The organism is Allobosea sp. TAB14, from assembly GCF_052113865.1.
Taxonomy (GTDB): Bacteria; Pseudomonadota; Alphaproteobacteria; order Rhizobiales; family Beijerinckiaceae; genus Allobosea; species Allobosea spartocytisi.
Window position 1 is genome coordinate 1 of sequence record NZ_JBFRDQ010000145.1, and the last position, 14,470, is coordinate 14,470.

The following is a 14,470-nucleotide window of genomic DNA, read 5'->3' on the forward strand; positions in this document are numbered from 1 at the left end:
CTTCAGGAGGGGCAGAATAGAGTAGTTTAGATTGTGGGATAGACTTGAACCAGGACTTCTCACAAATCATCAACATTCCAGACGACGCACTCGAAGAAAGAGCAACTTCTCGATTATCAGATCGTTTTCTAACATCAAGCGCCACGAAATCTGCCTTTATTTCAGCTGAAAGCGTATATGCAGCAGATTCAACCAGTGCATCGTCCATCACTCCCCAGCCAAGGTCGGCCAGAACTTCGAGGCGCGCTATAACTATTTCTTCCCGGAATGGCTGAAGTCTTGGAGATAGCATGAACGACCTGGATGAAATGCAGCCCACCATGCCGCTGGGCGCCAACTCACTCGCACGTGCAACGAATGCAGCATAGATATCGTTGTGAGACCCGAAATACCGCTCCCTGATTTCATCGTACTTCGCTTCTGTGGGTGCGCCGAAGGGTGGATTCATGACCACCACATCAAATTGCTCCCGGCACAGATCGATCACTTTCAATCCCTGCAGCGCATCCTCGGCAAACAGCCGCCCCTGATAGGTAGAGCGCGCAGCGCGGGCATAGTCCGTCAGCGCCTTGCGCAGCCGCGCCTCCGCCTTCTGCCACTGCGCCATGTCCTCCTTCGAAAACATCGGCCCATGCTCGCCAAAGACCTTGCGAACCAGCGCAGGCAGCTCCTTTTCCACCTGCAGCAACACGCCAAGCTCGGGCAGGCCCTTGAGCATGAATAGCGCCTGTTCGAACAGCTTGGCATCCAGGGGATCGAGTTCCGCCATGAACCGTTTGCGCAGGTCCACCTCGGCCGGCGGCGCCACCGCCGCCACCACATGGCCCTGGCCTACCGGCGGCCGATCCTTGGCCTTCACCCCAGCTTCATGCCAGGCCCTCTGTGCCCGCAGCCACAACGCCAGCGACGCGATCTGCGCCGCCCGCGGGTCGATATCAACGCCATAGATATTGTGCTCGATTATCAGCCGCGGGACGTCGCGCAGGAAGGCATCCTGGTCGGCGTAGGTTTCCGACAGCATCTTCAGACCGGGGCTGCCGCCGGTTGCCCGATCCAACGCATCGGGGCCATGGGCCTGCTCCCAATCCCAAGCCTCGCGGTAGATTTCCTGCAACAGGTCGCAGGCATAGAGCCCGAAATGCATAGAGCCGCAGGCCGGATCAAGCAGCTTTATCGTGCGCGGATCGCGCAGGCGCTTGGCGGGTTCGGGCTGCTCGTCGGGTTTCACCAACAGGTATTGGCAACGGTCGCGCAGCGAGGTCTGCCCGCCCGTCCAGTTGAACCAGAGCCGCCCGAGCGTGTTGTCGACGAGGAACTCCACCACATAGCGCGGAGTGAAGAACTGGTTGCGCACAGCCAACTCGCGGCTGTTCCGCGGCGCCTGCGAGGCCTCGCGCATCGCTTTGCGCTCTTCCTTCGAGTTGAAGTACTGGTAGATCCAGCCGATTGTCTCATCCTCGGCCCAAAGCGATGAGATGTCCGGCGCGTTGATCAGGTCGAGCAGTGGTAGAAGTGCCGGTTCGCGCGGAAATAGCCGCCCGTTGGGGAAATGGCGATTGAACAGAACCGGCAGATCGGTGCAGTAAACATCGCATAGGCTCAACAGAAAGACGCGATAGGCGTCGCCGGTTTCGCCCAGCGCCGTCCCGGCGACGCGCTGATAAAGCTGAAACGCCTGCGACTGATAGCCCTTGCCGACGCATTCCCTGACCAGTCCGCGCGCCTCCATCATGCGCAATGCCGCCAGACGATTGAGCGTCGTGAACGCCTGTTCGCGCACCATGCGGTCCAGCGTCGTTTTGCGCGTTTCCGCTCCGCTGCCCATAGCTGCGGGCAGGTAGTGCTCGAATATCTCGCGCAGCAGGCGCGCTGTGGCCAGACGCTGATCGTCCAAATGGGACAGGCTGTCCAAGGGCGACACAGTCCCGGAATTGGGATCCAGTCCAAAATCCTGCTGAAACTGCTTGGTGAACTCGTCGGTGAGGACCAAGCGGGATTTGGTCACAAAGGTTTGAAGCCGCCCCCGCGTTGCGTCGTCGAAGGCCATGGACTCAGTTCTCCTGCACGACAAAATCGAGGTCGATGTCCGACAATTCGCCTCGCAGGTCTGACAAGGTGCGAATCAGCACATCAAGTTCAGCAGGCGTACCAATGCGCGCAGGGATCGTGATCGTTTTTTTTCGTTTTTCCTGCACGCCTTTTACTGGGGCGTTCGAGGGTTTGGGATAAACGACCTGCTGGCGGCGCGCCTTGCCCTCTTGGACCACTTTGGCCTTGGTTTCCGCGATGGTGCCTTCGATGTCGAAATGCCGCGCTACCAATTTTTGGACGCCGGAAATGTCGAGCGTGACCTCAAAGGATAAAGCTTGGATCTTTCCGAGAGTTCCTGCTCGTTCTTCTGCCGTGAGCTCCGACCATTCGGGGATCAGCGCCAGCTCGGCTTCGGCCGCCAGAAGACGTTCGGCTTGCGATGCACGCATCGCGGCGACGGCTTCGACGACCCGCGCTTCTATCGTCGTTTTTCGCGTATTGAGGTCGGCTTTGCGCTTGAAGAAGTCGTCTTGAGCCAAGATATCGGCTACAGCGCCCAAATCTTCGCCTGCAGCGTCGCGTAAATCTTTTGGCGCGCCTGTGTTGGGCAATTCATCGATGCTGCGCTGAAGACTGCGCAACGCCTGCACAGTTTCGGCAATGCCATGGTCGAAAGCTCGTTTGGCAGCAATGGCCCATTTAAGCGCGTCATAGAGCGGCGATTGTTCCGCCCCGAAACGCTGCGGCGCGTCGGACGCATCGGACAATAGCATATCGGCGATTTGCTGGTTGGCTGAGCGAACGGTCTCAACGCCGGGCAGTCCCAGGGTTTGCAGCCTTTCCGCCAGAGGCGCGAGTTGATGCTGCAGCGAGGGCAAAAGCTTTTGCGCGGCCTTGCCGATATCCTCTTCCAGCGGCACGACCTGGTCGCCAGACAGATCGGTCAAACGTTCAGCCGCGCGGCCCAACACCTCCATTGTAGGCCGGTCATCGCGCATGGCGACGCCAGCCGATTTGAAGCTATTGTTGTTTTTTAGTGCGTCGATGGCCTGCTGGCCCGTTACCGTGACCTCGCGACCAGATACTTTCAGCTTTACTTCGCCGGCGACGAGCAAAGCGGCGACCATGTAGCGGATCGTGTCTTGCGACCAGCCGAAAGGCGCTCCGGAAAACACATCTAGCAGCTTCTTGCCCTCGACGGTGCCATTGCGCTCGATAAAATCCTTGATGCTTACAAGGCCTTTATGCTCGGTCTTGATGCTTGGCGCGCCGCCATTGACCTGTACGAGACCAAGCGGGTCAAGGGCAGAGGGCACAGCGCGCAGGTTCGGCGCCCGCAGGAATTTCTCAGCGAGATCGGTCGCAACGCGCTCGGCTGCCTCGGGGTAGCGGTCGAACACCCGCTCGGCGGCTTCGGCAAGATGCTTCTTGCAAGCATTCGCTAGCGATTGATCGAGGCTGTCTACCGCTGTCACCTTGCCCCGGAATACAAAGGAGCCCTGGGTCAGACTGCGCGCAATTTTTTTAATGAGCTCAGAAGTAAGACGCGAGGCGCGGTCCATCTGGCTTTGGCAATATTCCTTGACTTCCTGATCGGGATCATTTCTGTGCAATTCGACGATCCGCTCGCAGCGACAAATTTCCGCCACCAGATCATCGGCTTCGGAGGATCAGAAAAGGTCAGAATTGATTGGACGGTTTCGCGCTCACCCGCGATCGAGACCTGTTGGCCGGCGCTCAGGTGCTTCAGCCCCGCCGTCACCGTCAACGAACCATGCAGCCGAACGCTGGGCAGCGGATCAAAGACGGCCTTCAAGGCTTCATTGAAGACTCGCCGGATGTCCGGCGTGCGAGGCGCGAGTTGGGAGCGCTCTTGCTCCACATCGTTGAGCTTTTCGCTGAAAAATCGGAGCCAGCCGTCTTTCTCACCCAGGGGAACGATTGGATCCTTGAGCAACCGGTCGACGGCTTCCTTGACTTTGTCGGCAATGGAGGCCGATGCGATCCCCGGTTGCATGAGAGCCGCGACATTTTCGACGGAGACCGGCAAGTTTCCTAGGATTTGCAGGATTGCCACGGTTTTCGCGACGCCTTGGCAAAGCTCATCGTCGTTGAACCGGTAGAGAACCGCCTTCTCGACGGCATGGAAGATCGATGGGAAGGCGCGGCGGATGTCTTTGTCCAGAGCGTCGTAGAGCGTCACCGTGGTGGCGAGCCACCCGACTTCGCGATCCGCAACTGGCTTCAGCGAACCGGCGCCTTCGACGAGAATGTCCTGGATGACCTTGATCGCCGAGCGCAGGCCGATGCCGCCCGTTGATTTGGCCAGGGCCCCCAACAGGTGAAGCAGAATGTCGAAATGGGCGGGCAAGAAGGGATAGAGATTGACGAACGTCTCGCGGTCGAAACCGGCGTCGTAGGATTTCGCATCCGCCAACTTGGTGTGCTGGCGCAAGGCTTGCCCGTGTCGGTCGAACAGCGCGCCCAGCTCCGCGGCTCCGACTGCAGATTTGCCCAATAGGCGACGGAAACAGATTTCCTTGATGTCGCTGGATTCGAGCGCGACTGTGATGGGGAAACGGTCTTTCAATTTGTATAGTTCAGGCGAGTTGATGGCCGCCCTTGGATCGTCCTCGGTTAATGTCTGCTGGGCAGTCCCGATGATCCAGACCTTGCCGTGCCCGAGGTCTTTCAGATTTTGCGCCAAGCCCTGGAGGTCAAGAATCTTAGTCTGCTGGCTGCCGACATACTGGCCGATTTCGTCGACGATGAAGATAATGTGCTCCTTGCCAGAGGCTTCGCGCACGACGTCGATCATTTCCTGCACACGGTCGTTCATTAGGTAAACGATGTCGTTGCTGGCGGTCGAAAAGGCCTGATCGGTCCGGAACAAGTTCGGGTAGATTTTGTGGGCAAGCCTTGGAACGATGCTATCGACGACAAGATCGTCATTCCGATAGTCGGCCCACTTTTCGCCTGTGTCGTCCTGAAACGCCTCCTCGAACTCAGGGTAGCGGCCTTCCTTGCGAAGCCGCCGCTCTAGCGCCGCGACTTTGACGTTCCGGGAATAGCCAGCGTATTGCAGGACCTTGTGGTAAAGGACAGTCGAGACCTCAGCGAGGGAGGCGCCAGCGATCTGTTCGCTCGCCAAGTCGAGCATGACGACGGCAGCCGGAAAGCTGGCAGCAAGTTTCGAGAGCAAGGCCTTGGTAGTTGGCCGATGAAGCCGATCCTGCAGATGACGGAGGAATGGCTTTCCGTCGATGGTGGCACGTTGGTCGAAGGCGAGGCCCAGGTATTTGGTAAAGGAGCTCTTGCCCGAGCCATAAAACCCCGAAACCCAAACGCCGATTTCGTGGCTGGAGCCGGCCTCCATCGCGGCCTRCATCTTCTCCAGTAGCTGCTCCAGCTGCTGTTCGATGTTTTCTGTCGCGATATATTCAGAAATTTCTGCCTTCAGCCGCTGCTCTTGCGAGGCCTGATAGGTGATGACTTTCTCGATCGTCCGCTGGATGTCTTTGCCGGTGTCGAAGAGATTGCGAATTTGGGTCATGATGCCTTCTGACAATTCTAAAGTGATCAGCCGCCGACGTGCACGGAGCGGTAATTGCCGTCTTCGGGATAAAAGCCGAGGAACTTTAGCCGTGTTTTTCCTGTTCGGGCGCCTGGGTAAAAGAAGACCGTGGGGACATGGAATTTACCTTGAAGCTGCGCCTCGATAGCGCCGATGCGCATGTACGGATGCAGCGCCTCAAGGTCAGTCACCAGCATGATCGTTGAGGATCTGCCTTCAAGAGCGGAAAGCCGCTCATCCAGCCGGGCTTGAAGCCGTCCTTGAGCTGTCAGCGCATTTGCCAGTGAGGCATTTGTTCGATCCCACGCGAGCGGAGCTTTCCGGTCGGCCTCCATCCAAACTTTGCGGAGGGGAGCTTTCTGAAGGATGTCTGCGATTTCCTCAGCAATCGAGAAAGTCTCGACCTGCCAGCCCGCATTCGTCAATTTTGCCTTCCACGCTGGCATAAGACGTTTCGCCTCAAGCAATTCGCTGGGCGGAAAGACCAAGTAGAAAATTGGCTCAAAACTGGCGTGCGCGAACTCGCGCCCGCTTTCGATCCGGCGGATCAACTCGTCGAAATCAGCCTTTAGTGATGCCATCGACAAGCTCCTCCATCGACTTTAGCTTCCACGAGACCTGTACGAGGCTTCCGGCCGACTGCAAGATCAGTTCCCCCCGCAGAGAAAGCCGTTTCAGCTCGCCAAGAACGTCGTCTGCCTCAAGCCCAAAGAGCCGCCAGTCAGGGCTTTTCAAGAGCGCGTTGGCGCCCAGCCCGCGGAAATGCAGGTCGTGAGCGAGAATCGACGCCACATTTGGCGTGATGCGGAAGGTCAAGATCGGTCTGACGCCGGTTTTCATGACCCCAAGGAGACCGAAATCCACGCAAGCGCCAAGGAGGTAGCTCGCGACGCGGGTGACCGTCGTCTCTGACCAGGGGCGGGTAGTCCGTCCATCGGCTACGGCCGAGGCGACGAACTGCAAGGATTCCTTTTTCGACACCGAGGATACGCCAGTTGCATAACGTGGCCAGTAAACCTGTCGCACAAATTCGGCGAGGATCGGGTTCGCACGGCAAGTGAACAAAAAACAGAGCGACCGGAATTCGTCCCGGGAAAGGGCTTTTGAAATCGCCTTTAGGAGCTTGGCTGGCGCCCCGCCGTCGGTGAGATATCGGGAGCGAAATGCTTCAGTCACAACGTTTTGCAGGCGCCTCGCGGTGACCGCCGGGAAATCGCCAGAAGCAAGAGCGACCTTGAACAGGTCCTGCCCACTCATTCCGGGTTCCCAGGCAGCAAGCAGCTTCAAGGTCTCGGGCACGAGCCCGAGTCCAGCCTGGAGCTGCGTCGTGTACTTTGGCGTATCCGTCATCGGTCGCTTGGAAAGTATGGAAAGCATTGGACGCCAGCGTCGAAGGCTGCGGAATACAAGGAGGCCGCCTCAGACATCCACCCGGCGGCTTCGGTTGTCTCGGGCAAAGCTATAAGCGCGGGGCCGGATTTCGCGGCGACTGCTTTGATTAGGGAGGTTTTTATCGTCGCTCTTGCGGATTCAGGCGATGAAATCGTGTTAGCCAGATCGGAGCCACCCGATTGAATATATTCGAATAGACGCTGCTCCATGCTCTCTGGGAGGCGGAAGAGGTGGAATACTTGACCGACGCCGATCCGTTCGTCATGGACTCGTTTGGCGGCTTCAAGAACACCCTGGTAGCGAGCTTGGAAGGTATTGGCCCCAAAGACAGGAGCAAGAAATGAAGTGCTCGTTGGCGAAAGGAATGCTGACGTCCACCATCCCGCGCCGTCCCGCTCGCCGAGCAATCCGACAGCCAGTCTCAATGCGGCGATCCCCATGACGGCAAGTTCACTCTGTTCGTAAAATTTGCCGTTCATCATTTCCCCTCTCGATTCCCAACCGGGCCACTGCAATCACAATTTTCAACCGTCCGCGCAATGAACGGACACGGCCGCCGACGAGCCGCCCGCCACCACGCAATACGAGTTTCGTGCCGAATCGTACAAGAGCGGCATGCTGGGCCCGCGGATACGATTCTAACTGTCTGAGTTGGAATCTCCCCTGATTTGTGGCGAGGCGGCGTCACCGCTGGTGCAACGACTTGACGCACTTAGAGACGCTGCGGCATTGCCTGGCGCACCGGAAGCCACCTCTCGATAGGCTCGGATTCGCGGAGATAAGGCGACGTCGGAAACCGAATGGTCGCCGGCACCGGCCGGGTGCACAGGTGTGGCTACTTCAGGGTTATTCAAACCTCTTCAATTTGTTACAAATCACTTCTCTATGATCGACGCGATTTGGCGTGATATAAAGCGATTTGAAGAGGCTGCGTCGGCTGCTGCTGCGCAGCTGAAGATACCAGATGAGAAGCCGACATGGGTGTGGACGGTATCGACAAACGGATTGCGGCCGGAGCGCAAGCGATCGCAGCTGCTCTGCATGGGCCGGCCGGTCAAATCCCGCTTGATCGTGTCGTAATCGATCACTTGGTCTGGTTCGACCTGTGCCAACAGCGCGGCATGACGTGGCCCCAGATAGGGCGCCTTCTGCAGAAGGCCGGTGCTGGTCGTGAAAACGGCCGGCCCTTCTCGTCGGGGCACTTGAGCAGCGTGGTTTGGCGGCAGCGACAGAAGAGCCCGAGCGGCGAGGCGGATTCGACGCCGCTATCGCCGGCACAGCCGGTTCCAGCGACCGAGCCTTCAGAGACGACACCGGCGGGCAACCAGATTCCTCCGAAGCGTGTAGCGAGGACGCCTCGATCCCCCCTGCTGGGCGAAAACCCCAAGATTGCGCGCGTGGCGCGAGAGCAAGCACCGGGGAAGAGCACGGCAACGGCTATCCCCAACGCGCTTCCCGAACAACAGGCTGTTCCTGCAGCGGCAAGGAAGGAGCCCAGGGCACAACTCGACGGCAAGTCTCTTCTTGCCTCCATGCGTCGCACTGCCCGCCTTCGGCGGGACGAGTGAGGCGATCGGCGAACGACGTGGCCGATAGAGCAGCAAACCGCAGCTTGGCTTAAAGCAGTTATTAACTATGGCACGAGCGTGCCCCGTTCAAACGCTTGCGTATCCACCAATAGGATCTGGCGCCCTGTTGTGGTTTTCATGAATCGACCCGAGCCTTGATCGTACCGGTCGAATCCAAATTGCATGTTGCGGCTTGGAAGATCGACCTACAGGGCAAGGAGAAAGACCATGGGTCTTGACATCCGTCGTGTCATCGAAGGCAAAGTATTCAACACGAACACCGCCGAATACGTTCTGACGACCGTCCGCCATAAGCTCGGATACGGTGACTTCACGAGCGAGCTGACGTGCTTGTACCGCACCAAGAAGGGACAGTGGTTCCTCGCCGGCAAGGGCGGAGCGTCGACCCGCTGGTGCCGGCCGTCGAATTGCGGCTCCAGCACCGTCGAGGGCGAAGGGCTGCGGCTGATCTCTCCGGAAGAGGCTCAGGAGCTGCTTGAAGAACACGATGGCGACGTCGAGGCCTATTTCGAGGTCGAAGAAGGCTGAGCGCCAGCTCCGTTCGGGCTTGCCATTCGTCCAATAGCCGTAGCCCTGCTGCGGCTGTTCTCTCCCCGGCATACTCCGTCATGCCGATGCTCGGCCGATCAGCCATTCGCAACCAGCAGCTCGCCGTAGGTCACAGCTGGCGCCCTGGCCCGCGTCATTCTCCGAAGGGCTGGCGCGGCCACCCTCCCCCACACTCTCACAATGTCCCCACCCGACCGACGATGGTCGAGCCCGGACCAACGCACAGAAGGCGTTCCCATGTCTCTTTCAAATGCAATCAATAGCTTGGCCAAGAGCCTCCACCGAAACAAGGTCCTGTTGGAAAGAACCAGGGCGACCATCGATCAGAGCCCCCGCCCGACCGATGCGTTGCTGATCGACCTGGTGGCGCCATTCTTTGTGGTCCACCTCGACCATCTCGACGGCTGGGCCTCGCGCATCGACGCTGAAACGCTGCAGCGCTTGCCGTTGTTCGCCCGCCCCAATGTCCTGCTCGGCACGGAAGAGGAGATCCAGCGTTCGGCATGCGCTCTTGATCCGAAGGAGCGCGTGCAATTTCGTGCGGGCATCCCGGTTTTCAAGGTGCCTGTGCCGATTGACATCCGACCTCAGGCGTCCAGGGGCGGGCGGACAAAGGACGTGATCGAGATTGCTCTTCGCGAAGCGCTGGCGGTCGAAGTGTTCCGATGCGACATCGAATTGCGCGCGATCGAAGCTCTTCGTGCAAGGCGGGAAGGACGTTCCGTCGATCCGACCGACATCCCGGAAATCAGTACGCTCGCCAACATGGTTTGGGTCAACGATTTTCCGACGAAGGGGCGGAAGGTCAAAGCCAACCGGAAGGGCAACGGACCAGCCGACTCAGACGCCTGGTGCGATGTATTCAAGGCTCTTCACGATGAAGGCCGCAAGATCGCCGTCGCGAGAACGGTCGGAGCGAGCAGGCCCGAGGAGGTCCAGCGCGCGATCATCGCCGACATCTTCAGCCAGGGCGCGCTGGAACTCACGGCCGCCGCATCGAAGATTACCCGACGTGTCGAACTGATGATGCGCGGTTACCGTGAGGCCACGCGCGCCACAGAATTGAAGCATAAGTTTTCCAAGCGGCAGCGGAAGCATCTCGCACGGACCGATGGTCGGCGCAGGAAGGCATACGATCCGACCAAGGTCGAGATCATGACGAAGCGCGAGCACAGCATCCTCACGCAAAACAGCTTCTCGGCGAAGGAATTGGCCGAAATCGCCTTCCTGGCCGACGTCGATGTCAATCTGCTGTGCATGTCGCATGTACTGGCATCGCCGGAATTCGCAATGGCACGCAAGCTCGGACGCTGGGCACAGGGCAAGGACCTGACCTTCGACGCCCGCGAGATCTTCCTGCTCGACCGGCTGGTGGTTCCGGAAAACGGCAGGCGTCCGCCCAGCGTGTTCGCCGAAGTCCACGAGCTTCTTGCCGATTATGCGCTCGACGTCATGCCGTTCGGGGCATGGCGCGAGCGGTTGGCGGCAGCCCGGACGCGGCACTGAGCCGGGCTAGACGCGCACGATCTCGCGCGCGGCTAGCTGGCGCGCGATGATGGGATCCTGACCATAAAAGGCGCGGCGACGCGCCTCTTCGTTGAAGGGAGCACGAAAGAGGAAATACAGGCCGTAGAGGATCGCGGGGATGCCGATGAGAAACAGCGTCAGCGGAATCCCCAGCCCGATCAGCATCAGCCCCGTATGGATCTCGACCTTCTGGAGGCTCTGATAGGCGGCCTGCCCGTCGGCTCTCTTGATGCCGAAGGCGATTTTGACGTTCTTCTTTCCAGTCATGAGATGGATGCGGCAAGGCTCGTTCAGTTCGAACAGGCGTCCAACCTCATTCATGAAGTTGACGTTCTCGATCAGAATTCTCCGGCCGCTCTCTTCGTTGAACTCGACGCTGGAATATTCGGTACAAGACCCATCGTCGAAGGCGCTGATCTTGCTGATCCCGAACGCGACAGCTTCACCTTCGAATTCCATGAGACGCATGAGGCAGGCTTTCAGTTTACGGTGAGTAGCCGAGAAATCGGCAGTTGCGGCACGAAGCGCGGACGACGCGATGGGAAGCGGCTAGCTCATGAGGCTTTTGAACCTCAGAACGGCATGCGGGCTTCGGGCCGAATAGCCGGTGACCTCGCAGCCCTGGCGGATTGGCGCGGCACCGCGCAGCACGATGGCGGTGTTATCCGCCGAATAGCCGCCGCTCACCGCATAGGGGGCCGGCGGGCGGCCGCGCTTGAACGCATAGGCAGTGCCTTCGATCCTGCCACTGTGGCGGAATGGTTTGCCCCGGAATATGACGGTCCCTGCGCGCGCGACATCACGCAACGCAGCCTTCGGCTCGAAATAGGCGATCAGCCCGCTTTCGGGGATGATGGTGACCCGGCTGCGATTGTGCTCATAGGCAGAGCCGCCCATCGTCGACAGATCGACCGCGGCCGGTGCCTGGGCATGCAGCCCCTCCCGATCGCTCGCCTGYGCGGCTTCAACCGTGATGCCAGCCAAGCCTAGCGCAAGCAGCCGTCCCATATTCCGCAACTTGGTCGACTCCGCCATGAGAACATTCCCATGGTACTTAAAGTCATCAGATTAATGATGCTTAAAACCCGTCGCTATAAAAGCATCTATCGGCTGATTTGGGCGCGTGAAACGTACCCATCCCGGCGAGCTTCGTACGATCGTTGCGACCAATATCCGGCGCGTGCGCCATGAGCGCGGCGTGAGCCAGCAGGATTTTGCGCTCGCGATCGATATGGACCGCACCTATTTCGGCGGCGTCGAGCGGGGTGAGCGCAACGTCTCCGTCGACAACCTGGAACGCATCGCAATCGGCTTGAACGTTCCGGCCTGGGAGCTGCTCAAACGCATCTGAACGACGATCCGTCTCTGCGCGGCGGCCGTTTCCGCAATTAGCCTATTYATTTCCCAGACTGCTCGTTCCCTCTCGCTTCTCATCTCCGACGCACGTTGTTGCAAAGGAGATGAGACCGAATGACCAGAAATCCGAGGCCGAACAGGCCCCCGCCAGCGCCTCTGCCGGCCGTGGCCATCATCGCGCAGGACAAGGGTGGAGAAGGCAAGAGCCTGACCGCGCTGGCGCTCGCCGATCGCGCGCAGCTGTCCAGCGTGCCGATCGGCATCGTCCAGGTCGACGACCAGGGCCGTCTGCCGTTGCTCCTGGGGCCGGACGTCGTGACGATCAGGATCGATCCACGCCTGGCACGGCGCGATCCGTCGGCCGAACTGCGCGCCTTCACGCCGCTCTACGAGACGATCGAACAGACCAGCACGGTCGGCGGTCTGACCATTATCGAGTTCGGTGCCAACATGGCTAGCCGAGGCGCGCTCTGGGCCGGCATGGTCGATCTCGACGAAGAGCTGCGCGAGATGGGCACGACCCCGCTCATCATCACGCCCGTCGGCGCCACGGCCGAATCGCTGCGGCTCGGCGCCCGCGCAGCACATGCCTTCCTCGACAAGCTGCCGACCGCCCGTATCGCACTTATCGAGAATGAGCGCGATGGTCTGATCCAGAAGCTGCACCCGGCTTCCGATGCTGCCGCTGCGTATCGCGATGAGATCGTGCCGCTGATGGCAGGCGCGACGGTACTGCGTATGCCGCTGGTCGAAGGCGCATCGTGGCGAGTGTTCGAGGCCGCCGGTGTCCGCCCGGTCGATGTCGTCTCGATGGCGGTCTCCGACATCATGGCGCTGACCGGGCTGCCCAAACCGGAAGCCAAGATCGCCCGCGGTGATATCGCGGCCTGGACGAGCGTCGTCTGCGACGAATTCGACAAGCTGATCCGCTTCGACCGGGAGGCTGGCGATGACGCGTAAGCCGGAATTCGACCGGGCTGCCCGTGAAGCGGCCAAGATCGCTGACAACGAGCGCCGCGCGCAGGTTCGCCGCCTGATGGCGACGCTGCAGTCCGACCCTTCCAACTTTGAACCCCGGTGCCTGGAGACCTTGGGACGCTCGGGGATGGAACTGTTCTGCACGTCGTTCGCGCGGCACACGGCTCCGGCCGGCTCCGCGAACAGCAACAGCCCGGCGCCGACCCATGGCAGGCGCTCYCAGGGCTGGACTGCCGAGCAGCGCTCAGAACTCGGGTTCTTCTCGCGGGCGATCGCATACGGAGCGGGCGGAGGTATCGCCTTCGTCTGCCTGGTGCCGCTCCTGCGCCTCTTCTCCCTCTGATCGACGAGACTTCATTATGTTCGATTACGCCTTCACAGCCGGCAGACCCGCCATTCTCGCCAGCCTTGTTGCCTTCGCCATCACGTTGGCTTTCGCCTGCATCGTGATCTTCTGGCTGTTCCCTCCGATGGGCGCCGCCATCTACGGGCCCATTCCGATTGACTTCAGCCTTTTCGGCGAGGTGCTTTGGCAGGCCCTCGCCGGGAGCCGCTGCAGCGGCTTGGCGGAGAAGCTGATCGGCATCGATTGCCATCTTGCTCCGCTTGCGGACTTGGTCCACCTCATGGGAAGCACACGCGACGCGCGCTTGGCGACGACCTTCGTCGCTGGCGCTGTCTTGTTCGCCGGCATCTTCGCGTTCATCGACGCGCTGATCCACACTCCCCTTGCTGAAACCGCGCAGACGACAAGCGGCAGGTCCATCACCTACGGCGAGCAAGCGCGCCGGGAGATTCGGCAGTTCATCGCGTCTCATGGCGGTGAAGCAGTCGGCCTGTGGCTGTTTCCGCATGTCAGGCTCACCCGCAAGCAGGAGACCCGTAACATCCTGCTGCTCGGCGGACATGGCTCCGGCAAGACCGCCTGGCTGCGCGGCCTGATCGAGCAATTGCTCGGGCGCCGAGGCAAGACCTTTATCCTCGACGTGAAGGGCGACATGGTCGAAGGGCTGCCTGACGACGACTTCGTCCTAGTCTCCGCCGCAGATGCGCGAAGCTGGGCTTGGAATGTTGCCGCCGATATTCGGACACGGCTGCATGCGGTCGAATTTGCGAGCAAGATCATCGCCGCCGCCGAGCGCGATCCGATGTGGACGGACGCCGCCCGCGCCATCCTCGCCGACTTGATCGTCTATCTGCAAAAGCAGCCCAAACAGCCGTGGGGCTGGCCTGAGTTGGCCCGGATTGCGCTATCGACCCCAGCGGAGATCAAGGCCGCGCTTGTGTCGATCAAGGCGCCTTCCGCCGTGCTGATCACCTTCAACAGTGACGACGAAGAGAGCAGGACCGTCCTCTCGATCCTGACGACATTGTGGGTCGCTGCGCTCACGCAGCTTGTTCCGCTCGCCGAAGCGTGGCAGGACGTGCCGGTTGATCGTCGGTTCAGCATCCGCGACTGGGTCCGGAATGACAG

General features: G+C 60.1%; 15 protein-coding genes. 6 read left to right on the top strand and 9 right to left on the bottom strand.

Annotated elements, in window-relative coordinates:
- The 7 genes from AB4Y99_RS19950 to AB4Y99_RS19980 form a co-directional block, all read right to left on the bottom strand.
- On the bottom strand, positions 1-2,047 hold a 2,047-nt coding region (locus AB4Y99_RS19950), incomplete at its 3' end, for an Eco57I restriction-modification methylase domain-containing protein (RefSeq protein ID WP_441524536.1).
- Positions 2,048-2,051: 4 nt separating this feature from the next.
- Complete coding sequence (locus AB4Y99_RS19955; RefSeq protein WP_441524537.1) at positions 2,052-3,593, bottom strand: hypothetical protein; 1,542 nt, start codon at positions 3,591-3,593, stop codon at positions 2,052-2,054.
- On the bottom strand, positions 3,536-5,584 hold the full coding sequence (gene brxC / locus AB4Y99_RS19960) for a BREX system P-loop protein BrxC (protein WP_441524538.1): 2,049 nt from the start codon (positions 5,582-5,584) through the stop codon (positions 3,536-3,538). The genes AB4Y99_RS19955 and brxC overlap by 58 nt, the downstream gene beginning before the upstream one ends.
- A 26-nt stretch (positions 5,585-5,610) precedes the next feature.
- Positions 5,611-6,186: a BREX protein BrxB domain-containing protein gene (locus AB4Y99_RS19965; protein WP_441524539.1), complete on the bottom strand. Its 576-nt coding sequence runs from the start codon at positions 6,184-6,186 to the stop codon at positions 5,611-5,613.
- The gene (locus AB4Y99_RS19970) at positions 6,167-6,955 is read right to left on the bottom strand and encodes a BrxA family protein (RefSeq protein ID WP_441524540.1); all 789 of its coding nucleotides are present in this window, start codon (positions 6,953-6,955) and stop codon (positions 6,167-6,169) included. Before AB4Y99_RS19970 ends, AB4Y99_RS19965 begins: the two co-directional genes overlap by 20 nt.
- On the bottom strand, positions 6,952-7,479 hold the full coding sequence (locus tag AB4Y99_RS19975) for a BrxE family protein (RefSeq protein ID WP_441524541.1): 528 nt from the start codon (positions 7,477-7,479) through the stop codon (positions 6,952-6,954). The genes AB4Y99_RS19970 and AB4Y99_RS19975 overlap by 4 nt, the downstream gene beginning before the upstream one ends.
- Before the next feature lie 393 nt (positions 7,480-7,872).
- Positions 7,873-8,085 carry a hypothetical protein gene (locus tag AB4Y99_RS19980; protein WP_441524542.1) on the bottom strand — a complete coding sequence of 71 codons (213 nt, stop codon included), beginning with the start codon at positions 8,083-8,085 and terminating at the stop codon, positions 7,873-7,875.
- A gap of 708 nt (positions 8,086-8,793) precedes the next feature.
- On the opposite strand from AB4Y99_RS19980, the gene AB4Y99_RS19985 reads away from it, so the two are divergent.
- Together AB4Y99_RS19985 and AB4Y99_RS19990 are read left to right on the top strand one after the other, a co-directional pair.
- A complete protein-coding gene (locus AB4Y99_RS19985; RefSeq protein WP_441524543.1) occupies positions 8,794-9,114 on the top strand; it encodes a hypothetical protein in 321 nt (106 codons plus the stop codon).
- A gap of 285 nt (positions 9,115-9,399) precedes the next feature.
- Complete coding sequence (locus AB4Y99_RS19990) at positions 9,400-10,641, top strand: hypothetical protein (RefSeq protein WP_441524544.1); 1,242 nt, start codon at positions 9,400-9,402, stop codon at positions 10,639-10,641.
- A 6-nt stretch (positions 10,642-10,647) separates the two neighbouring features.
- Here AB4Y99_RS19990 and AB4Y99_RS19995 read toward each other — a convergent pair whose 3' ends face one another.
- Together AB4Y99_RS19995 and AB4Y99_RS20000 are read right to left on the bottom strand one after the other, a co-directional pair.
- Positions 10,648-11,130, bottom strand: a complete 483-nt coding sequence (locus AB4Y99_RS19995; RefSeq protein WP_441524545.1) for a hypothetical protein — start codon at positions 11,128-11,130, stop codon at positions 10,648-10,650.
- Positions 11,131-11,211: 81 nt separating this feature from the next.
- Positions 11,212-11,697 (bottom strand): hypothetical protein, encoded by a 486-nt coding sequence (locus tag AB4Y99_RS20000; RefSeq protein WP_441524546.1) that lies wholly within the window; start codon positions 11,695-11,697, stop codon positions 11,212-11,214.
- An 88-nt stretch (positions 11,698-11,785) separates the two neighbouring features.
- Here AB4Y99_RS20000 and AB4Y99_RS20005 point away from each other — a divergent pair, with 88 nt between their 5' ends.
- From AB4Y99_RS20005 to AB4Y99_RS20020, 4 genes are all read left to right on the top strand, one after another.
- On the top strand, positions 11,786-12,013 hold the full coding sequence (locus AB4Y99_RS20005) for a helix-turn-helix domain-containing protein (protein WP_441524547.1): 228 nt from the start codon (positions 11,786-11,788) through the stop codon (positions 12,011-12,013).
- Positions 12,014-12,132: 119 nt separating this feature from the next.
- Complete coding sequence (locus AB4Y99_RS20010) at positions 12,133-12,978, top strand: AAA family ATPase (protein WP_441524548.1); 846 nt, start codon at positions 12,133-12,135, stop codon at positions 12,976-12,978.
- On the top strand, positions 12,968-13,339 hold the full coding sequence (locus tag AB4Y99_RS20015) for a hypothetical protein (RefSeq protein ID WP_441524549.1): 372 nt from the start codon (positions 12,968-12,970) through the stop codon (positions 13,337-13,339). Before AB4Y99_RS20010 ends, AB4Y99_RS20015 begins: the two co-directional genes overlap by 11 nt.
- 16 nt (positions 13,340-13,355) lie before the next feature.
- Positions 13,356-14,470: type IV secretion system DNA-binding domain-containing protein (locus AB4Y99_RS20020; RefSeq protein ID WP_441524550.1), on the top strand; the 1,115-nt coding region annotated here is incomplete at its 3' end.